Source organism: Pseudomonas sp. G11 (assembly GCF_029457515.1).
GTDB lineage: Bacteria > Pseudomonadota > Gammaproteobacteria > Pseudomonadales > Pseudomonadaceae > Aquipseudomonas > Aquipseudomonas gorinensis.
Genome location: NZ_CP120377.1, coordinates 6,736,173 through 6,755,772, shown reverse-complemented (window position 1 = coordinate 6,755,772; position 19,600 = coordinate 6,736,173). Strand labels below are relative to the sequence as shown.

Here is a 19,600-nt window from a genome sequence, read left to right as displayed (position 1 = left end):
GCTGCCTCAGTATATGGCGAATTTCCGAGCTTATCGAAAAGTCGCACAATCGGCCTATGAATACCCTCCTCGCGTTTTACCAAAACCTCGGCCTCGCCCTTACCTTGCTGGTGATCGGCACCTTCCTGCTGGCTGGCACCGTCAAGGGCGTGATCGGCCTCGGCCTGCCCACCGTGGCCATGGGCATGCTCGGCCTGGCTATGTTGCCGGCGCAGGCTGCGGCGTTGCTGATCATCCCTTCGACCGTCACCAACCTGTGGCAATTGGCATTCGGCGGGCACCTGAGTGCTTTGCTCAAGCGCCTGTGGCCGATGTTGCTGCTGATTTTCCTCGGTACCGGGCTGGGCACGGTGTGGCTGGGAATGGACGGCGGGCAATGGGTGGTGCGCGCGTTGGGCGCGGCGTTGCTGGCGTATGCACTGAGCGGACTGTTCCTGCCCACGTTCAAGGTCAACGCCCCAACCGAGCGCTGGCTGGGCCCGCTGTGTGGGCTGATCACCGGCGTGATCACCTCGGCGACGGGCGTATTCGTGATCCCTGCGGTGCCGTACCTGCAAGCGTTGGGGTTGAATCGCGATCAGTTGGTGCAGGCGTTGGGGCTGTCGTTCAGCGTGTCGACCCTCGCGTTGGCCGCGGGATTGGCCTGGCGTGGCACCTTGGGCGGGGGAGAAGTCAGTGCCTCGTTGCTGGCGCTGGTGCCGGCGCTGCTGGGTATGTGGCTGGGCCAGGTGGTGCGCCAGCGCATCAGTGCGCTGTTGTTCAAGCGCGTGTTTTTTATCGGTATGGCCTTGTTGGGCGGGCATCTACTGATCAGCGGTTAACAATGATTGAGGTATTCGTGATTTCTGGTCAAAAGTATTTTGCTCAGTGGTGGCTTATTCCAAGGGGCCGAGGCCGATAGTCTGCGCCCAGACATTTTCAACCTTCTGGACGCTTCCCATGAAAAAAGTACTCCTGCTCAATGGCGGCAAAAAGTTCGCCCACTCCGATGGCCGCTACAACACCACCCTGCATGACACCGCCTTGGCGGTATTGGACCGAGGCGGTATCGACGTCAAAGTCACCCATATCGATGCCGGCTACGACGTGGCTGAAGAGGTCGCCAAATTCCTCTGGGCCGACGTGATCATTTACCAGATGCCTGGCTGGTGGATGGGCGCGCCGTGGATCGTCAAGAAGTACATCGACGAAGTCTTCACCGAAGGCCACGGCAGCCTGTACGCCAGCGATGGTCGCACCCGCTCCGACGCCTCGCAGAAATACGGCAGCGGTGGCCTCATCCAGGGCAAGCAATACATGCTGTCGCTGACCTGGAACGCCCCGCAGCAAGCCTTTGACGACCCGACTGACTTCTTCGAAGCCAAGGGCGTAGACGCGGTGTACTTCCCGTTCCACAAAGCCAACGAGTTCCTCGGCATGACCGGCCTGCCGACCTTCCTCTGCGTGGACGTGATGAAACGCCCGGCCATCGAAGCCGATGTGGCGCGCTACGAGCAGCATCTGGCGCAGGTGTTCAACCTCCCGGTGTAAGCTGCGCTGAACCGATAATGAGGACCGCCTGTGAAAGCCCGATCCGATGAGCTTCAGATCTTCGTCAGTGTGATTGAGTGCGGCTCGATTTCCGCGGCGGCGGAACAGGTCGGGCAGACGCCGTCAGCGGTCAGCCGTACGCTGTCGCGCCTGGAAGCCAAGCTTGAGACCACGCTGATCAACCGCACCACGCGGCGCATGGACCTGACCGAGGAGGGCAAGTACTTCTTCGAGCAGGCCAAGCTGATCCTGGCGCAGATGGACGAGCTGGAGGAGCGCCTGTCGTCCCGCCAGAAAAATCCGGCCGGGCGCCTGCGTATCAACGCCGCCGTGCCGTTCATGCTGCATGGGATCGTGCCGTACATCGCTGAGTTTCGCAGCCTGTACCCGGACATCCAGCTGGAGCTGAACAGCGATGATTTGATCATCGATCTGCTGGAGCAAAGCACCGACATTGCCATTCGCATTGGCGCCCTGGCCGACTCCACCCTGCATGCTCGCTCCCTCGGCTGGTCGCCGCTGCATATCCTCGCCAGCCCCGCCTACCTCAAGCAGCATGGTGCGCCGACGACGGTTGCCGAACTGGCCGACCACACCTTGCTCGGCTTCACCCAGACCGAAACCCTCAACCATTGGCCCCTGCGCCATGTGGAAGGTGACCGCTGGCTGATCCAGCCCGGCATTGCTGCGTCCAGCGGTGAAACCTTGCGGCAGCTGGCGCTGGAAGGGCAGGGCATTTGCTGCCTGTCCAACTTCATGACCGTCGACGACATCAATGCCGGGCGCCTGGTGCCGGTGCTGGATGCATTCAACAGTGGCTATCGCCAGCCGATCCATGCGGTGTTCTACCGCAATTCGCAGTTGGCCTTACGCATCCAATGCTTCCTGGACTTCATCCAAGCCAAGCTGGCGCGGTATGCCTGCTGATTCGTGATCGTCACGCAAGAGTGAATTGGGCGCTGCGGGCTTATTCGGCGGGGATGAGTCCGTAACAATGGACCCATCACTTACCCCGTCAGGAGCACTCTCCATGAACGTATTCATTACCGGCGCAGCCGGTTTTATCGGCGGTTCCATCGCCACTGGCCTGGTCAAGGCCGGCCACACGGTTACCGGTCTGGTACGCAGCGCCGGGCAAGCGGCTGAAATGACCGCCCTGGGCATCACCCCGGTGATTGGCACCCTCGATGACGCCGCCGTATTGACCGCACAGGCGCACAAAGCCGATGCGGTGATCAATGCCGCGAGCAGCGACCACCGTGCCGCGGTGGAAACCCTGCTGGCCGCGCTGAAAGGCTCGAACAAGCCATTCCTGCATACCAGCGGTTCGAGCATTGTGGGCGATGCGTCGGGCGGCAAGGCCAGTGATGTCATCTATTTCGAAGACAACCTGCCGGAGCCGACTGTCGACAAGGCTGCACGCGTGGCCATCGACAACCTGGTCCTGGCGGCTGCCCGCGACGGCGTGAATTCGGCCGTGATCTGCAACACCCTGATCTACGGCCACAGCCTGGGCGTGAAGCGTGACAGCGTGCAATTGCCGCGCTTGCTCAAGCAGGCGCGCAAGAGTGGGGTGGTACGCCATGTGGGGACGGGGCAAAACATTTGGTCCAACGTGCACATTGAAGACGTGGTGGCGCTGTACCTGCTGGCGCTGAAGAAGAATGTGCCGGGGACGTTCTACTTTGTGGAAAGCGGCGAGGCCTCGTTTATCGACATGACCACCGCGATCGCCCAAGCCCTGAACCTGGGTAAGCCGCAGGATTGGCCACTGGCCGAGGCTGAAGCCGAATGGGGCTATGAAATGGCCAACTATGGCCTGGGCTCCAACAGCCGCGTGCGCGGCAAGCATGCCCGCGAGTTGCTGGGCTGGGCACCGAAGCGCACGTCGGTGGTGGAGTGGATTCGCCACGAGATGGTCTAGGTTTTCTGCGATTCACTGATGGCAAGCGGATTTGTTGTGGCAGCAGGCTTACTGTGGCAAGCAGGCTTGTTGTGGCAGCAGGCTTACTGTGGCAGCAGGCTTTTTGTGGCGAGCGGGCTTGCCCCGCGTTGGGCTGCGCAGCAGCCCCTGTAAGCTACCGCATGCATCCAGACAGAAATGCAGTGAATGGTTTTGGGGCTGCTTCGCAGCCCAACGCGGGGCAAGCCCGCTCGCCACAGTGACAGTGTTGCTCCTTAACTGACTGGCATTGCAACAAGCCCACTTGCCACAGGGGGTTGCCTGCCTTAAAAATCTGGTCCCGTCGCGCTCAATTCCGTACCATTCCCCGCCTTATCTCCCGCAATGCCCTGGTACCTCATGAACCTCACCCGACTGCGCGCCGATGCACTGGCCGGCCTCACCACGTCTTTCGCGTTGCTGCCCGAATGCATCGCCTTTGCCTTGGTGGCTCACCTCAACCCGCTGATGGGACTCTACGGCGCTTTCATCATCTGCACCCTCACCGCGTTGTTCGGCGGCCGGCCGGGCATGGTCTCCGGGGCGGCGGGGTCGATGGCGGTGGTGATCGTTGCGCTGGTGGTGCAACACGGCGTGGAGTATTTGCTGGCGACGGTGTTGTTGGGCGGGCTGATCATGGTTGCGTTCGGCCTGCTACGCCTGGGCAAACTGGTGCGCATGGTGCCCTACCCGGTGATGTTGGGGTTCGTCAACGGTTTGGCGATCATCATTGCCTTGGCGCAACTGGAGCATTTCAAGAGCGGTGAACGCTGGCTCAGCGGCACGCCGCTGTATGTGATGACCGGCCTGGTGCTGGTGACCATGGCCATCGTCTACCTGCTGCCGCGCGTCACCCGTGCCGTGCCGCCTGCGCTGGTGGCGATTCTTGGCGTGGGCCTGGCGGTGTACCTGCTGGGCTTGCCAACACGCACGCTGGGCGACATGGCCCACATCGCCGGTGGCCTGCCCACCTTCGCGCTGCCGCAGATACCCTGGTCGCTGGACACCCTCGGCATCATCGCGCCTTACGCGTTCCTGATGGCCATGGTCGGCCTGCTGGAAACCCTGCTGACCCTCAACCTTACCGACGAAATCACCGAGACCCGTGGCTACCCGGACCGCGAAAGCGTGGCCCTGGGCGCGGCGAATATGGTCTCGGGCCTGTTCGGCGGCATGGGCGGTTGCGCGATGATCGGGCAAACCGTGATCAACCTCAGTTCCGGCGGGCGCGGGCGTTTCTCCGGCGTGTTTGCCGGGGTAATGATCCTGTTGTTCATTCTGTTTCTGTCACCGCTGATTGAACGCATCCCGCTGGCGGCGCTGGTGGGCGTGATGTTCGTGGTGTCGCAGCAGACCTTTGCCTGGGCGTCGCTGCGGGTGATCAACAAGGTGCCGCTCAATGATGTGCTGGTGATTCTCGCGGTGACCGTGATCACCGTGTTCACCGACCTGGCCACGGCGGTGCTCTGCGGCATTCTGATCGCAGCGCTGAACTTCGCCTGGCAACAGGCGCGGGAGTTGTATGCGGATGAACACCTGGAAAACGACGGCAGCAAGCTCTACCGCCTGCATGGCACGTTGTTCTTTGCCTCGACCACGCCGTTCCTGAACCAGTTCGACCCCGCCAACGACCCGGCGCACGTGACCCTGGATTGCCGCCACCTGAGCTTTGTCGACTACTCGGCGATTGCCGCGCTGATGACCCTGCGCGAGCGCTACAGCAAGGCCGGCAAGCATCTGCGGGTGCTGCATTTGTCCGAGCGCTGCAAGAAGCTGCTCAAGCGTGCCAAGGTTCATCACGATTGATCACACACACCTGTAGGAGCGAGCTTGCTCGCGAAAAACGTCAACGATAACGCGTGTTTCCTGAATCAACGCGGCGCCTGTGAGTTTTTCGCGAGCAAGCTCGCTCCTACAGAGGTCGGGTGTGTGTTACGGCCCGACCAGGTCTTCCAATTCCTGGGCGCGGGTCTGGGTCATGTCCAGCACACAGCCGGAGCCATTGACCTGGTCAATGGTGCCGCCAGTGGCGCTGCCCGCAAAGGCGCAATTGGCGTCGCGGTATTTGATCCACAGGCGCTGCACGTCCTGCAATTGTTGCTTACGCGCGCCTTCCTGGGCGGCGAGGGCGGTCTTGTAGGCGCGGTTCAGGCGCTCATCCTGCACCTTGGCTTCCTTGGCGTTGCAATTGACCATGTCTACGGTCGTATTGGCGCTGTCCATGCATTTCTTCAGTGCGGCGTTGTCGGCGGCTGAAGCGCTGCCGCACAGGGCGAGAAGCACGGCGCTGGCGGCGAGTGAGGTGCGAATCATGGTCGGTTCCTGGGCATGAGTGAGTGCGCATTCTATGACTCGATGGCGCTCGGTGAGTTTCCGGCGTTGTCTGATCTTCATGTAAGAACACCTCCCGAATTTTCATGCACTGGCGCTGGGCATGTCCCTATGCGACGGCGCTTATCCCTGCGCGAAAATTACTTTCATAAAAATTGAAAGTCAGCCCTGGTAATGATTTATGAGTTTCACAACCTATTCGACGTGACCCTTTCCGAGGAGTACCGCATGGCCGCATCACCGGGCTTCGGGCTATTGGCATACGCTGCCATCGCCATCATTGCTTTGATCGTGCTGATAGCACGCTACCGACTCAACCCGTTTATCGTCATCACCCTGGTGTCCATCGGCTTGGCACTGATGGCCGGGATGCCGGCGGATGCCATCATGGGGTCCTACGAAGCGGGCGTCGGCAAGACCCTGGGGCATATCGCCCTGGTGGTGGCGCTGGGCACCATGCTCGGCAAGATGATGGCCGAGTCCGGCGGCGCCGAGCAGGTGGCGCGTACGCTGATCAACCGGTTCGGCGAGCGCAATGCGCACTGGGCGATGGTATGCATTGCCTTCCTGGTGGGGCTGCCCTTGTTTTTCGAGGTCGGTTTTGTGTTGCTGGTGCCGATCGCCTTTACCGTGGCGCGGCGCGTCGGGGTGTCGATCCTGATGGTCGGCTTGCCCATGGTGGCCGGCTTGTCGGTGGTGCATGCGCTGGTGCCGCCGCACCCGGCGGCGATGATGGCGGTGCTGGCGTATAACGCATCGGTCGGGCAGACCGTGCTCTATGCGATCCTGATCGGTATCCCGACGGCGATCATCGCCGGCCCGCTGTACGCCAGGTTCATCGTGCCGCGCATCCACTTACCGGCGGAAAACCCGTTGGAACGCCAGTTTATCGACCGCGAACCGCGCACTCGCTTGCCGAGCTTCGCCCTGACCATGGGCACCATCCTGTTGCCGGTGGTGCTGATGATGATCGGCGGCTGGGCCAACCTGCTGTCCACGCCGGGCACTGCGTTCAACCAGTTCCTGTTGTTTATCGGCAACTCGGTGATCGCCCTGTTGGTGGCGACCCTGGTGAGTTTCTGGACCCTGGGCCTGGCGCAGGGCTTCAACCGCGAGTCGATTCTCAAGTTCACCAATGAGTGCCTGGCGCCGACCGCCAGCATCACCTTGCTGGTGGGCGCCGGTGGTGGTTTGAACCGCATCCTGGTGGATGCCGGCGTCACCCATGAGATCCTCGGCCTGGCCAATGCCTTTAACTTGTCGCCGCTGGTGATGGGCTGGTTGTTCGCCGCGCTGATGCGGGTTGCCACGGGCTCGGCCACGGTGGCCATGACCACGGCGTCGGGTGTGGTGGCACCGGTCGCCCTGGGCCTGGGTTATCCACACCCGGAATTGCTGGTGCTGGCCACCGGTGCTGGCTCGGTGATCTTTTCCCACGTCAACGACGGCGGCTTCTGGCTGATCAAGGAATACTTCAATATGACGGTAATCCAGACCTTCAAGACCTGGACCGTGCTGGAGACCCTGATTTCAGTGGTCGCCTTCGGTCTGACGTACGGCCTGTCCTGTATTTTGTAACCCGGAGCCCCCATGGACATCCTCTACCAGATCCGCGCCCGCCAGGCCTCCTTCAGCGCCGGCGAAGGCCGTATCGCCAAGCTGATGCTGGATGACGTGGGCTTCGCTGCATCGGCCAGCCTGGAAGCGTTGTCCCAACGGGCCGAGGTCAGCACCGCGACCCTGTCACGGTTTGCCCGCAGTGTCGGCTGTCGGGACTTGCGCGACCTGCGCCTGCAATTGGCCCAGGCCAGCGGTGTCGGCAGCCGCTTCCTGGACCCGGCGGGCTTGCCGGAACAGTCGGCGTTTCACCGCCAGATCCTCGGCGATATCGAGGCGACGTTGCGCCAGCACTTGTCGGGGTTCAATCAAGCCAGCTTTGTCGATGCGGTCAACCTGCTGGGCAAGGTGCGGATGATCCACGCCTTCGGCATGGGCGGCCCCTCAAGCCTGTGCAGCGAGGAGTTGCAGGTACGGTTGGTACGCCTGGGGTATCCGATTGCCGCGTGCCATGACCCGGTGATGATGCGCGTCACGGCGGCAACATTGGGGGCCGAACATGCGCTGATCGTCTGTTCGCTCACTGGCCTGACCCCCGAATTGCTCGACGTGGTGACGCTGGCGCGCAGCTACGACGCGCGCATCATCGCCATCACCCTGGCGGATTCACCGTTGGCGCAGTTGGCCGATGTGTTGCTGCCGCTGCAACCGGCCGAAACCAGCTTCATCTACAAACCCACGGCGGCGCGCTACGGCATGCTGCTGGCCATCGACCTGCTCGCCACCGAGCTGGCACTGGCCATGCCGGACGACAACCAGGAGCGCCTGCGCCGCATCAAGCTGGCCCTGGACGATTACCGCGGCGGCCCTGACAGCCTGCCGCTTGGAGACTGATATGAAGTACGACACGCTGATTCGCCAGGCGTTGATCATCGATGGCAGCAACAGCCCTGGCTACGTTGCGGATGTGGGGATGCGCGACGGGCGTATTGCGGCGATTGGCGATTTGTCAGCGGCCCATGGCGAGCATGAATTCGATGCCGCCGGCCGCGTATTGGCACCGGGCTTTATTGACGTACACACTCACGATGACACGGTGGTGATCCGTCATCCGCAGATGTTGCCCAAGCTGAGCCAGGGGGTGACCACGGTGATCGTCGGTAACTGTGGGATCAGTGCTTCTCCGGTCTGTTTGCGCGGTGATCCGCCGGACCCGATGAACCTGCTGGGGCAGCGCGAGGCGTTCGCCTATCCGCGTTTCAGCGATTACCGCCGCGCAGTGGAAAACGCCCATCCGGCGGTCAACGTGGCAGCGCTGATCGGTCATACGGCACTGCGCAGCAACCACATGGATGATCTGCATCGCACCGCCACTGCTGGTGAAATCGCCGCGATGCGTGTGCAGTTGAAGGACAGTCTCGACGCCGGTGCACTGGGGTTATCCACCGGCCTGGCCTATGCCAGCGCGTTCAATGCCGAGACCGATGAAGTGCTGCAACTGAGTGAAGAACTGACGGCCTACGGTGCGGTATACACCACCCATCTGCGTAGCGAATTCGAACCGGTGCTGGAGGCGATGGACGAGGCTTTTCTGATCGGCCGGCATGCACGGATACCGGTGATTATTTCCCACCTCAAATGTGCAGGAGCCGGGAACTGGGGACGTAGTCCACAGCTGTTGGCAGCGTTGGAGTCGGCGGCGAAAACCCACCCGGTGGCGTGTGATTGTTATCCCTATGCGGCGAGTTCATCGACCCTGGATCTCAAGCAGGTGACCGATGCGTTCCGTATCACGATTACCTGGTCGACGCCGCACCCTGGCATGGGCGGGCGTGACTTGCAGGACATTGCGGGTGAGTGGGGCGTCTCGCTGATGGACGCGGCGCGGCGCCTGCAACCGGCCGGCGCGGTGTATTACGGCATGGATGAGGCGGATGTGCGGCGGATCCTGGCGCACCCGTTGTCGATGGTCGGCTCGGATGGTTTGCCTGAAGATCCGTTCCCGCATCCGCGTTTGTGGGGCGCATTCCCACGGGTGTTGGGACATTTCAGCCGCGATGTCGGCTTGTTCCCGCTGCACACGGCGGTACATAAAATGACCGGGTTGTCGGCGGCGCGATTTGGCTTGTCCGAACGGGGTGAAATACGTGAAGGGCATTGGGCCGACCTGGTGTTGTTCGACCCGCTGCGCATACGCGATGTGGCGGACTTCAAGCAACCGCAACGCGCCGCCGAGGGCATTGACGGTGTGTGGGTCAATGGCGTGTTGAGCTACCGCGAGGGGCAGGCGAATGGTCAGCGACCGGGCCGCTTTTTGGCGCGCAGCGGGGATTTGCGGGGTGGGTTTTCGACTCTATAGTGGGCGCTCTTATACACGGAGCGGTTGCCATGCACTTAGGAAAAGTCATTCCCATCCTGCGGATTTTCGATGAGGCCAAGGCGTTGGAATTCTATGTCGATTTCCTCGGGTTCAAGGTCGACTGGCAGCATCGCTTCGAGGCGAATTTTCCGTTGTACCTGCAGGTGTCATTGGGCGAGTGTGTGCTGCATTTGTCCGAGCATCATGGCGATGCTTCGCCGGGCGCGGCGGTGCGGATTCAGGCGCAAGGGGTGGACGCGTACCAGCAGCAGTTGGTGGGCAAGGGCTACCGGTATGCCAAGCCTGGGGTGGAGCAAACGCCTTGGGGCTCGCGGGAGATGAGCATCAAGGATCCGTTTGGGAATCGGCTGGTGTTTGTTGAGGAAGGCGAGGGCTGAGAGGCAAATCGCAGGTAATAAAAAACCGCCTTGGTAGGCGGTTTTTTTTTGCAATCCCAGTTTGCGGCTGGGGTTGCTGTCTCACAGGAGCACTGACGTGTTGGAGATACTACTGCTGCTTTAAGGTTTTATACAAGGGCTGACGATAACTGGTTTTGTTGGCTTTTAATTGCAAAGAACAGCAACAACTTTTGAGGGTGATCAACTGTTACTTGCAACACCTTGGCGTAGGTGGCTGAGCTAGCATCACCCCCGTTCTGCGTTCATCGTGAGGAAGGTTGGCTGGGTTCGCGCGCAAATTTTGGACCGACTGCCACGGGCTTGCAATCCGTGCCGGATTAATGCGGGAGGACCATCAACCCAGCCGCCTCACAGGAGCACTGACGTGCATCCAAAGGCTCACGTGTTCCGGTAAGTGTGCTGGAGGTAAGGCCCAACTCACGGAGGGCCGAGTATGTCTAGGTTTGCACGACGTACATGGAACCTCGTAGTGAATGCCGTACGTGTTTATCACGTGTGGACATTCCTGCGGGACAGCTTCGATGACCTGTAAGGTCTGAGAAGTGGAGCCGCTTCGGTTAATACCGAAGCGGCTTTTTGGTTTCTTACACCCGGAAGTGGCTGACCATCTGCTGCAACTGGCTACCCAGGCGCGCCAGTTCCACACTCGACTTGGCCGTTTCTTCGCTCGCGGTGGCGGTCTGTTCCGACACATCACGCACATTGACGATACTGCGGCTGATCTCTTCGGCCACGGCGCTTTGCTGTTCGGCGGCGGCGGCGATCTGCTGGTTCATCGACTGGATGTTCGACACCGTCCGGGTGATGTTCTCCAGCGACACACCGGCCTTGCGCGTCAGTTCGACGCTGCTGTCGGTGAGGCTGCGGCTGTTGTTCATCACGTTGGCCACTTGCTGGGTGCCGTTCTGCAAACCGGCCACCAGGCCTTCGATTTCCTCGGTGGATTTCTGTGTGCGCTGGGCCAGGCCACGTACTTCGTCGGCGACCACGGCAAACCCGCGACCGGCTTCACCGGCACGCGCCGCTTCAATCGCCGCGTTGAGGGCCAGCAGGTTGGTTTGCTCGGCCACGGCCTTGATCACGTCCATCACGCTGCCGATTTTGTTGCTCTCTTGTTGCAGATGCGCCATGGCGTCGGTGGAGCGCGCCACTTCGGCGGCCAGGCGTTCGATCTGGGCGATGGCCTCGGCCACCACTTTGTCGCCTGCGCGGGCCTGGCCATCGGCATCGGCTGCGGCCAGGGAGGCTTGTTCGGCGTTGCGTGCAACTTCCTGCACGGTGGCGGTCATTTCGTGCATCGCCGTGGCGACCTGATCGGTCTCGATCTTCTGGCTGTTCACACCGGCACTGGTCTGCTCGGTGACGGCCGATAACTCTTCGGCGGCGCTGGCGATCTGGGTTACGCCGTCGCGAATGCCGCTGATCAGCTCACGCAGGGTCGTGCCCATGCGCTGGATGCCTTGTTGCAATACGCCCAGTTCATCGCGGCGGGTGACCTGGATATTGTGGCTCAGGTCGCCGGAAGCAATGCGTTCCACCACGGCCAGGGTTTCCTGGATCGGGCGGGTGATCTGGCGGGTGATAACCAGGGCGGCGATGATGCCCACCAGCAGGGCGAGCAAGGTGCTGATCAATTGCAGGCTGCGGGCCTGGGCGCTTTCAGCGTCACGACGAGCCAGCTGGATGTCGTAGAGCTTGTCGCTGATGGTGACGATATCGGCACCTTGGGTGGTCATTTCAGCGCGTGCCGAGACGATATTGGCATTGGCTGCCTTGTAGTTCTGCACGGCGCTGCGATAGGCACCGAGGGCGCTTTCCAGTGCGCTGAGCGCACTCTGTTGGCTGGTACCGAACGCTGCGCCAAGGCCCTTGAGGCCGCTGATGGCTTTTTCGATTTGTGCCGCTGCGCGGGCTTCGGTATCGGCGTTGACGTTACCGGTATAGCCGCGCACTTCGTAGCGGGCCAACTGGAACTCTTGCTTGGCATGGGTCACGGCCTGGAACTGAGTGAAACGTTCCGGGCTTTCGGGCATCTGTTGCACGTTGGTGTCCAGTGCGTCGATCTGTGCGTTGGCTATATCGGCCTTATCGCCCATTACCTGGCGTGCGGCGTTGCCGTTGCGGTAGGCCTCGCGCATCTTGTTCAGGGACTGCTGATATGCCGTGATGATAGCCTTTTGCTCATTGAGCAGCTTGACGTTCTCCGGGCTCTTGAAGCTGTCCAGGAGCTTTTGCTGCTGGGCGGCGAACGCGTCCAGGCTGGTCTGTACGTTTTGTGCAACGGCTTCATCGCCGTTGGCCAGCATGTATTGCAGGCGCACGATGCGCAGCTTGGTCAGGGAGGCGTTGAGCTGGGTGATATCGCTCATCCAGTTGCTACGGTCGATCAGGCTGCCCAGGCTGGTCCAGCCGGTCAGCGCCAGGATCGAGGTGAGGACAAGCACCAGGCCGAAGCCCAGGCCCAGTTTGAGGTTGACGCTGATGTTACCGAACCAGCTGTTCATCTAATGCTCCGCAAAGTTGATGTCTGTCTGCTGGACGGTGTTGTTGTTTGAGCCAGCCAAGGTGTTCAGGCCATATCGGCGGGGGGGCGGGAAACTGAAACGATTAATTTGCAAACCGACGCGTGGAGCCCGGTATAACCGAGCGCCGGCCCCAGGCAGGCATGACGGCGGCTCTCATCCCGCACTCATTTTCTGTGCTAGTCTGCTGGCCCTTTTAGTTCTGGGTAGTACGGGAAACCAGCTGCCCTACAGCGGAGCCTCTTCATGTCCGAAGTTAATCTGTCCACCGACGAAACCCGCGTCAGCTACGGCATCGGCCGTCAGTTGGGCGACCAACTGCGCGACAACCCACCACCCGGTGTAAGCCTTGACGCGATCCTGGCGGGCCTGACCGACGCGTTCGCCGGCAAACCGAGCCGTGTTGACCAAGAGCAAATGGCCGCCAGCTTCAAGGTCATCCGCGAAATCATGCAAGCCGAAGCCGCTGCCAAGGCTGAAGCCGCTGCTGGCGCTGGCCTGGCTTTCCTGGCTGAAAACGCCAAGCGTGATGGCATCACCACTCTGGCTTCCGGCCTGCAATTTGAAGTACTAACTGCCGGTGATGGCGCCAAGCCGACCCGTGAAGACCAGGTGCGTACGCACTACCACGGCACCCTGATCGACGGCACTGTGTTCGACAGCTCCTACGAGCGTGGCCAGCCAGCAGAATTCCCGGTTGGCGGCGTGATTGCCGGTTGGACCGAAGCGCTGCAACTGATGAATGCTGGCAGCAAATGGCGCCTGTACGTGCCGAGCGAGCTGGCTTACGGCGCTCAAGGCGTTGGCAGCATCCCGCCGCACAGCGTTCTGGTATTCGACGTCGAGCTGCTCGACGTTCTGTAAGACCTGCTTTTGATTACCTGTAGGAGCCAGCTTGCTCGCGAAACACGTCAACGATGACGCGGGCATCCTGGATGAACGCGTTGCTTGTGCGTTCTTCGCGAGCACGCTCGCTCCTACAGGATTTTGCAGGGTTGCTCATGGATGAAACTTGCCATTGAGCTCTGTCGTCGGGCGCAATGCCCGGGCATAGCAGAATAGAAACAGGTTACGCACCACTTCCTTCAGTACACCGGGTTCACTGGAACTCAGGCCATTCACGTCCAGGTCGCCTTGGTCCTGCAGTTCGTTCAACGCTTCCTCCTCCAGCACGGCACAGACTTCTCCGGTTTCCCGATGAAGGATTCGCAGGTAAGGGTGGGGACGGTCCAGCCAGGCATCTATCAAATAAGTCATGGTCGTTCTCCTTGATGGGTTTCAATGAGAATAATTCTTATTCGTGGAATAGCAAGTGCCTATTGGCGGTTTGTGGATTTTTCTGTGTGGGTATTGCGTTCGATCAACGCGGAGGGCGAAACGCCATCCCGCGGCGGGCGCGGGATGGAGGCAACAGGATCAGACTTTGCGAACGAACTCGGACTTGAGTTTCATCGGGCCGATACCGTCGATCTTGCAGTCGATATCGTGGTCGCCGTCGCACAGGCGAATATTCTTGACCTTGGTGCCGACCTTGACCACCAGGGACGTGCCCTTGACCTTGAGGTCCTTGATCACGGTGATGGTGTCGCCGTCCTGCAGGACGTTGCCCACAGAGTCTTTCTTCACGGTTTCATCGCCGGCCGCTTCGGCCTCGCCTGTGGCGGACCACTCATGGGCGCATTCCGGGCAGATCAGTTGTGCGCCGTCTTCGTAGGTGTATTCGGAATTGCATTTCGGGCAGGGTGGCAACGTGCTCACTAAAGCTCCTTAAAGGTCAGGATGGCTAAAAGTCGCACATTATATAGGGAATTGCAGCGAGGCAGGGCGCGCTCTTGGATGGGGAGTACAAACTAAGTGTGGGAGGGAGCAAGCCCCCTCCCACATTGGCCCGAGTCTGCAGGTGTCAGTGCGTGCGCGCGACCGCAAACTCACTCAGCTCCACCAGGGCGTCCCGGTATTCGCTGGCTGGAAGGGCTTCCAGGCACTTGATCGCACGGGCCACGTAGTCGCGTGCCAGTTGTGCGGTGTATTCCAGCGAGCCCGAGGCTTCCACGGCGGCGCGGATGCTTTCCAGGTCTTCGATCCCGCCTTTCTGGATCGCCTTGCGCACCAGGGCCGCCTGTTCCGGCGTACCTTCGCGCATGGTGTAGATCAGCGGCAAGGTCGGTTTGCCCTCGGCCAGGTCGTCACCGACGTTCTTGCCCAGGGTTTCGGCGTCACCACGGTAGTCGAGCAAGTCGTCCACCAGTTGGAACGCCACGCCCAGGTGGTCGCCAAAGGTACGCAGGGCTTCGGCCTGTTCGGCAGTCGCTTCGCACAGGGCTGCGGCGCTGTGGGTCGAGGCTTCGAAGAGCATCGCGGTCTTGCCGCGAATCACTTCCATGTAGGTTTCTTCGGTGGTGCTGGCGTCGCGAACCTTCGACAGCTGCAGCACTTCGCCTTCGGCGATGATGCGCGTGGCCTGTGAAAGAATCTTCATCACCGGCATCGAACCCAGTTCGACCATCATTTCGAATGAGCGCGAGTACAGGAAGTCGCCGACCAGCACGCTGGGCGCATTGCCCCACATGGCATTGGCAGTTTCACGGCCACGGCGCATGCCGGACATGTCGACCACGTCGTCATGCAGCAGGGTGGCGGTGTGCAGGAATTCGATGGTGGCGGCCAGCAGGCGCAGGTCATCGCCTTCGCGGCCCAGGGCCTTGCCACACAGCAACACTAATAAAGGACGCAGGCGCTTGCCGCCCGCCGACGTAATATAGTCGCCAATTTTGGAGACCAGCGGCACTTTAGAAGTCAGCTGCTGCTTGATGATGCCGTCGACGGCGCTAAAATCGTCCGCGACCGCGCGGTAGAAAGCTTGGGGTTGCATCAGCGACAGTCGCTCCAGAAGGGTTGCGCGGCATGCTAGGACCCTGACCCCCGAGTGTCAAGGCGCGATAGACGGCCACTTGCAAGGCGTCAAAGGCTTGCGTACAATCGCGCACCCTGAACTTCCTGGGCAGCACCTGCCTTACGCAATTGCATTCGGGACGTCCATCCCATGCAGCCATGCCAGCCAATACCTCTTCTTATAAAGCGCTGGGTGAGCAGGATTATCGGAGAAATACCATGTCGTACGCAGTAATTGTTACTGGTGGCAAGCAATACAAGGTCGCCCCAGGTGAATACCTGAAGATCGAAAAACTGGAACTCGCTACCGGCGACTCCGTTACCTTTGATCGCGTTCTGTTGGTCGCCAATGGCGATGACGTGAACATCGGCGCTCCAGTTGTTGCTGGCGCTACCGTTGTGGCTGAAGTGATCTCCCAAGGTCGTCACGATAAAGTCCGCATCATCAAGTTCCGTCGTCGTAAGCACCACATGAAGCGTATGGGCCACCGCCAGTGGTACACCGAGATCAAAATCACCGGTATTCAGGCTTAATTTCAGCCTAATTCCTCACTAGGAGAATTGACTCATGGCACACAAAAAAGCTGGTGGTAGTACCCGTAACGGTCGCGACTCAGAAGCCAAACGCCTTGGCGTGAAGATGTATGGCGGCCAGGTAATCATCCCGGGCAACATCATCGTGCGTCAGCGCGGCACCCAATTCCACGCCGGTTACGGTGTTGGCATGGGTAAAGATCACACTCTCTTCGCTAAAGTCGAAGGCGTGATCAAGTTCGAAGTAAAAGGCGCCTTCGGTCGTCGTTACGTGAGCATTGTCCCGAAGACTGACGTCGTCGCGGCATAATTACGTAGTTGCTGGAAAAGCCCTGTCTCGCGACGGGGCTTTTTCGTTTGTGGGGTGAGTCTCTTGCAAAGCTGTTTGTAATGGGCTCAAGCGCTGGATTTGCGGTCGTTGATTGAGGTCGCTGCGCTCATTTTTGCAAGAGTCTTATGTCTTGGTTTCTTAAGCTCGTCCGTGCGGCGAGAGGCGTTTTGTTATGAAGTTCGTTGATGAAGTTTCCATCCGAGTAAAAGCAGGCGACGGCGGTAACGGTTGCATGAGTTTCCGTCGCGAAAAATTCATCGAAAACGGTGGCCCCAACGGCGGTGACGGCGGTGACGGCGGTTCCATCTACATGATGGCCGACGAAAACCTCAACACCCTGGTGGACTACCGTTACACCCGGCACTTCGATGCCGAGCGTGGCTCCAACGGTGGCAGCACCGATTGCACCGGTAAAAAAGGCGAAGACCTGGTACTGCGCGTACCGGTCGGCACCACGATCATCGACTCCGCCACCCAGGAAGTTATTGGGGACCTGACCAAGGCCGGCCAGAAGCTGATGGTTGTGCAGGGCGGCTGGCACGGTCTGGGTAACACCCGATTCAAGTCCAGTACCAACCGTGCGCCACGCCAGACCACGCCGGGCAAGCCGGGCGAACAGCGTGACCTCAAGCTGGAAATGAAAGTCCTCGCCGACGTGGGCCTGCTGGGCCTGCCAAACGCCGGCAAAAGTACCTTCATCCGCTCGGTCTCTGCCGCCAAGCCGAAAGTCGCCGACTACCCGTTCACCACCTTGGTGCCGAACCTGGGTGTGGTCAGTGTCGATCGTTGGAAAAGCTTCGTGATCGCTGACATCCCCGGCCTGATCGAAGGTGCTTCCGATGGTGCTGGTCTGGGTATTCGTTTCCTCAAGCATTTGTCGCGTACCCGTTTGCTGCTGCACCTCGTCGACATGGCGCCGCTGGATGACACCAGTGCACCGGACGCCGCCGAAGTGATTGTCAGCGAGCTGACCAAGTTCAGCCCGTCCCTGGCTGAGCGGGATCGCTGGCTGGTGCTGAACAAATGCGACCAGATCCTCGAAGAAGAGCACGAGGAGCGCGTCAAGGAAATCGTCGATCGCCTGGAATGGACAGGTCCGGTCTACGTGATCTCGGCCATCGCCAAAGAAGGCACCGAGCGCCTGACCCGCGACATCATGCGCTACCTGGAAGACCGCGCCGACCGCCTGGCGGCCGACCCGGTGTTCAAGGCCGAACTCGCCGAGCTCGACCAGCGCATCGAAGACGAAGCCCGTGCCCAGCTGCAGGCTCTGGATGACCAGCGTGCCCTGCGTCGCAGCGGCGTGAAGTCGGTCCATGACATCGGCGACGATGATTGGGACGAGGAAGACGTGGATGATGAAGACGGTCCGGAAATCATTTACGTGCGCGACTGATCCGTTGCGATAAACTTGAACGCCGCTCCCAGGAGCGGCGTTTTGGTATCTGGGTATACCTGTAGTCACTAATAACGTTATGGGCGGCGCTGGGTCGCGTGCAGCCCTCTATCTAAGGTTGAAGATGATGCGGAGCAAAGTGACAGGTGCGCAGCGCTGGGTCGTAAAGATCGGAAGTGCGCTGTTGACGGCGGATGGCAAGGGGCTCGATCGCGCAGCCATGAGCGTCTGGGTCGAGCAGATGGTGGCCTTGCATGAGGCGGGTGTCGAGTTGGTACTGGTCTCGTCCGGGGCGGTTGCCGCCGGAATGAGCCGCCTCGGCTGGACCGCGCGACCCAGCGCGATGCACGAACTGCAAGCCGCCGCCGCTATCGGCCAGATGGGCCTGGTGCAAGCCTGGGAGTCCAGCTTTGCCGAGCACGGTCGCCATACGGCGCAGATCCTGCTGACCCACGACGACCTGTCAGACCGCAAGCGTTACCTCAACGCCCGCAGTACCTTGCGCGCCCTGGTGGAGCTCAAGGTCATCCCGGTGATCAACGAGAACGACACGGTGGTCACCGACGAAATCCGTTTCGGCGACAACGACACCCTGGCTGCCCTGGTGGCCAACCTGGTGGAAGCCGACTTGCTGGTCATCCTTACCGACCGCGACGGCATGTTCGACGCCGACCCCCGCAACAACCCTGATGCCCAACTGATCTACGAAGCCCGCGCCGATGACCCGGCGCTGGACGCCGTGGCTGGCAGCGTTGGCGGCGCCCTGGGGCGTGGTGGCATGCAGACCAAGCTGCGCGCCGCGCGCCTGGCTGCACGTTCCGGCGCCCATACCATCATCGTCGGTGGGCGCCTGGAACGTGTGCTGGATCGCCTCAAGGCCGGTGAACGCATCGGCACGCTGTTGTCGCCCGAGCGTGGCATGCTGGCGGCGCGCAAGCAGTGGCTGGCCGGGCATCTGCAAACCCGTGGCACCCTGGTGCTGGATGATGGCGCCGTATCGGCACTGTCCCAAGGCAACAAGAGCCTGTTGCCTGTGGGCGTCAAATTGGTGCAGGGCAGCTTCCGCCGCGGCGAGATGGTGGTGTGCGTGGCGTCGGACGGACGCGAAATCGCCCGTGGCCTGGCCAATTACAGTGCCCTGGAAGCGCAGAAAATCATTGGGCAGTCGTCTGATGCGATTGTCGGTCTATTGGGTTACATGGCGGAACCGGAACTGGTGCACCGCGACAACCTGATCCTGGTTTAAACGAAAGGAATACACGATGCGCGTGATGAAGGGATTGCTCGGCCTGCTGTTGGCCATGCCATTGCTGGCCTCGGCCGAAGAGATTGGCCAGGTTTCGACGGTGTTCAAATTTGTCGGCCCCAACGACCGGATCGTGGTCGAAGCGTTCGATGACCCCAAGGTCGACGGGGTGACCTGCTACCTGTCGCGCGCCAAGACCGGCGGCGTGAAAGGCGGGCTGGGCTTGGCCGAAGACCGTGCCGAGGCATCGATCGCCTGCCGTCAGGTCGGGCCGATCCGCTTCAAGGGTGAACTCAAGGATGGCGACGAAGTATTCAAGGAACGTACCTCGCTGGTGTTCAAGACCATGCAGGTGGTGCGTTTCCTCGACAAGAAGCGCAATACCCTGGTGTACCTGGTCTACAGCGACCGCCTGATCGAAGGCAGCCCACAGAACGCAGTCACCGCGATACCGATTTTGCCGTGGCCGACCGCTCAGTAGTTCGCAGGCGAGTTTTGTAATCGGCGTCTATGATTGCAGACTTGCGGGTTGTAATCTCGA

At 60.7% G+C, this 19,600-nt stretch carries 20 protein-coding genes; 15 read left to right on the top strand and 5 right to left on the bottom strand.

Annotation, left to right across the window (positions count from 1 at the left end; translation table 11 throughout):
- The first annotated feature begins 56 nt into the window (after nucleotides 1-56).
- The 5 genes from P2T68_RS31180 (at nucleotide 57) to P2T68_RS31160 (ending at nucleotide 5,278) form a co-directional block, all read left to right on the top strand.
- On the top strand, nucleotides 57-821 hold the full coding sequence (locus P2T68_RS31180) for a sulfite exporter TauE/SafE family protein (protein WP_150055781.1): 765 nt from the start codon (nucleotides 57-59) through the stop codon (nucleotides 819-821).
- 118 nt (nucleotides 822-939) lie between these two features.
- Nucleotides 940-1,530 carry an NAD(P)H-dependent oxidoreductase gene (locus P2T68_RS31175; protein ID WP_024077384.1) on the top strand — a complete coding sequence of 197 codons (591 nt, stop codon included), beginning with the start codon at nucleotides 940-942 and terminating at the stop codon, nucleotides 1,528-1,530.
- Between the two features lie 30 nt (nucleotides 1,531-1,560).
- A complete protein-coding gene (locus tag P2T68_RS31170) occupies nucleotides 1,561-2,457 on the top strand; it encodes a LysR family transcriptional regulator (protein WP_277378724.1) in 897 nt (298 codons plus the stop codon).
- Nucleotides 2,458-2,560: 103 nt separating this feature from the next.
- Nucleotides 2,561-3,454, top strand: coding sequence for an NAD-dependent epimerase/dehydratase family protein (locus P2T68_RS31165; RefSeq protein WP_277378723.1), 894 nt, complete (start codon nucleotides 2,561-2,563; stop codon nucleotides 3,452-3,454).
- Nucleotides 3,455-3,832: 378 nt separating this feature from the next.
- Entirely contained in the window at nucleotides 3,833-5,278 is a 1,446-nt protein-coding gene (locus P2T68_RS31160) for a SulP family inorganic anion transporter (RefSeq protein WP_277378722.1), read from the top strand.
- 126 nt (nucleotides 5,279-5,404) lie between these two features.
- On the opposite strand, the gene P2T68_RS31155 is transcribed toward P2T68_RS31160, so the two are convergent.
- Nucleotides 5,405-5,785 (bottom strand): lysozyme inhibitor LprI family protein, encoded by a 381-nt coding sequence (locus tag P2T68_RS31155; protein WP_277379783.1) that lies wholly within the window; start codon nucleotides 5,783-5,785, stop codon nucleotides 5,405-5,407.
- A 192-nt stretch (nucleotides 5,786-5,977) separates the two neighbouring features.
- Here P2T68_RS31155 and P2T68_RS31150 point away from each other — a divergent pair, with 192 nt between their 5' ends.
- The 4 genes from P2T68_RS31150 to P2T68_RS31135 are packed head-to-tail and all read left to right on the top strand — an operon-like array spanning nucleotide 5,978 to nucleotide 10,117.
- Nucleotides 5,978-7,381 (top strand): gluconate:H+ symporter, encoded by a 1,404-nt coding sequence (locus P2T68_RS31150; protein ID WP_277378721.1) that lies wholly within the window; start codon nucleotides 5,978-5,980, stop codon nucleotides 7,379-7,381.
- 12 nt (nucleotides 7,382-7,393) lie between these two features.
- Entirely contained in the window at nucleotides 7,394-8,254 is an 861-nt protein-coding gene (locus tag P2T68_RS31145) for a MurR/RpiR family transcriptional regulator (protein ID WP_150054709.1), read from the top strand.
- A gap of 1 nt (nucleotide 8,255) precedes the next feature.
- Entirely contained in the window at nucleotides 8,256-9,719 is a 1,464-nt protein-coding gene (locus P2T68_RS31140) for a D-aminoacylase (protein ID WP_277378720.1), read from the top strand.
- Between the two features lie 29 nt (nucleotides 9,720-9,748).
- Nucleotides 9,749-10,117: a glyoxalase superfamily protein gene (locus P2T68_RS31135; protein ID WP_069076985.1), complete on the top strand. Its 369-nt coding sequence runs from the start codon at nucleotides 9,749-9,751 to the stop codon at nucleotides 10,115-10,117.
- Nucleotides 10,118-10,722: 605 nt separating this feature from the next.
- Here the strand turns inward: P2T68_RS31135 and P2T68_RS31130 are convergent.
- Complete coding sequence (locus P2T68_RS31130; RefSeq protein ID WP_024077375.1) at nucleotides 10,723-12,642, bottom strand: methyl-accepting chemotaxis protein; 1,920 nt, start codon at nucleotides 12,640-12,642, stop codon at nucleotides 10,723-10,725.
- 264 nt (nucleotides 12,643-12,906) lie between these two features.
- Between P2T68_RS31130 and P2T68_RS31125 the strand changes: the two genes are divergently transcribed.
- Nucleotides 12,907-13,524: an FKBP-type peptidyl-prolyl cis-trans isomerase gene (locus P2T68_RS31125; protein ID WP_003176055.1), complete on the top strand. Its 618-nt coding sequence runs from the start codon at nucleotides 12,907-12,909 to the stop codon at nucleotides 13,522-13,524.
- Between the two features lie 135 nt (nucleotides 13,525-13,659).
- Here P2T68_RS31125 and P2T68_RS31120 read toward each other — a convergent pair whose 3' ends face one another.
- From P2T68_RS31120 to P2T68_RS31110, 3 genes are all read right to left on the bottom strand, one after another.
- Nucleotides 13,660-13,917, bottom strand: a complete 258-nt coding sequence (locus tag P2T68_RS31120; RefSeq protein WP_024077374.1) for a hypothetical protein — start codon at nucleotides 13,915-13,917, stop codon at nucleotides 13,660-13,662.
- 159 nt (nucleotides 13,918-14,076) lie between these two features.
- Nucleotides 14,077-14,418: a zinc ribbon domain-containing protein YjdM gene (locus P2T68_RS31115; protein WP_024077373.1), complete on the bottom strand. Its 342-nt coding sequence runs from the start codon at nucleotides 14,416-14,418 to the stop codon at nucleotides 14,077-14,079.
- Between the two features lie 145 nt (nucleotides 14,419-14,563).
- Nucleotides 14,564-15,532 carry a polyprenyl synthetase family protein gene (locus P2T68_RS31110; RefSeq protein ID WP_024077372.1) on the bottom strand — a complete coding sequence of 323 codons (969 nt, stop codon included), beginning with the start codon at nucleotides 15,530-15,532 and terminating at the stop codon, nucleotides 14,564-14,566.
- Nucleotides 15,533-15,771: 239 nt separating this feature from the next.
- On the opposite strand from P2T68_RS31110, the gene rplU reads away from it, so the two are divergent.
- From rplU to P2T68_RS31085, 5 genes are all read left to right on the top strand, one after another.
- Nucleotides 15,772-16,086, top strand: coding sequence for a 50S ribosomal protein L21 (gene rplU / locus P2T68_RS31105; RefSeq protein ID WP_017847748.1), 315 nt, complete (start codon nucleotides 15,772-15,774; stop codon nucleotides 16,084-16,086).
- 34 nt (nucleotides 16,087-16,120) lie between these two features.
- The gene (gene rpmA, locus P2T68_RS31100) at nucleotides 16,121-16,396 is read left to right on the top strand and encodes a 50S ribosomal protein L27 (protein WP_024077370.1); all 276 of its coding nucleotides are present in this window, start codon (nucleotides 16,121-16,123) and stop codon (nucleotides 16,394-16,396) included.
- Between the two features lie 193 nt (nucleotides 16,397-16,589).
- The gene (gene cgtA / locus P2T68_RS31095) at nucleotides 16,590-17,813 is read left to right on the top strand and encodes an Obg family GTPase CgtA (protein WP_024077369.1); all 1,224 of its coding nucleotides are present in this window, start codon (nucleotides 16,590-16,592) and stop codon (nucleotides 17,811-17,813) included.
- Between the two features lie 127 nt (nucleotides 17,814-17,940).
- Nucleotides 17,941-19,059: a glutamate 5-kinase gene (gene proB, locus P2T68_RS31090; RefSeq protein WP_041161022.1), complete on the top strand. Its 1,119-nt coding sequence runs from the start codon at nucleotides 17,941-17,943 to the stop codon at nucleotides 19,057-19,059.
- A 16-nt stretch (nucleotides 19,060-19,075) separates the two neighbouring features.
- Nucleotides 19,076-19,540 carry a CreA family protein gene (locus tag P2T68_RS31085; RefSeq protein WP_015885841.1) on the top strand — a complete coding sequence of 155 codons (465 nt, stop codon included), beginning with the start codon at nucleotides 19,076-19,078 and terminating at the stop codon, nucleotides 19,538-19,540.
- Nucleotides 19,541-19,600 lie beyond the last annotated feature (60 nt).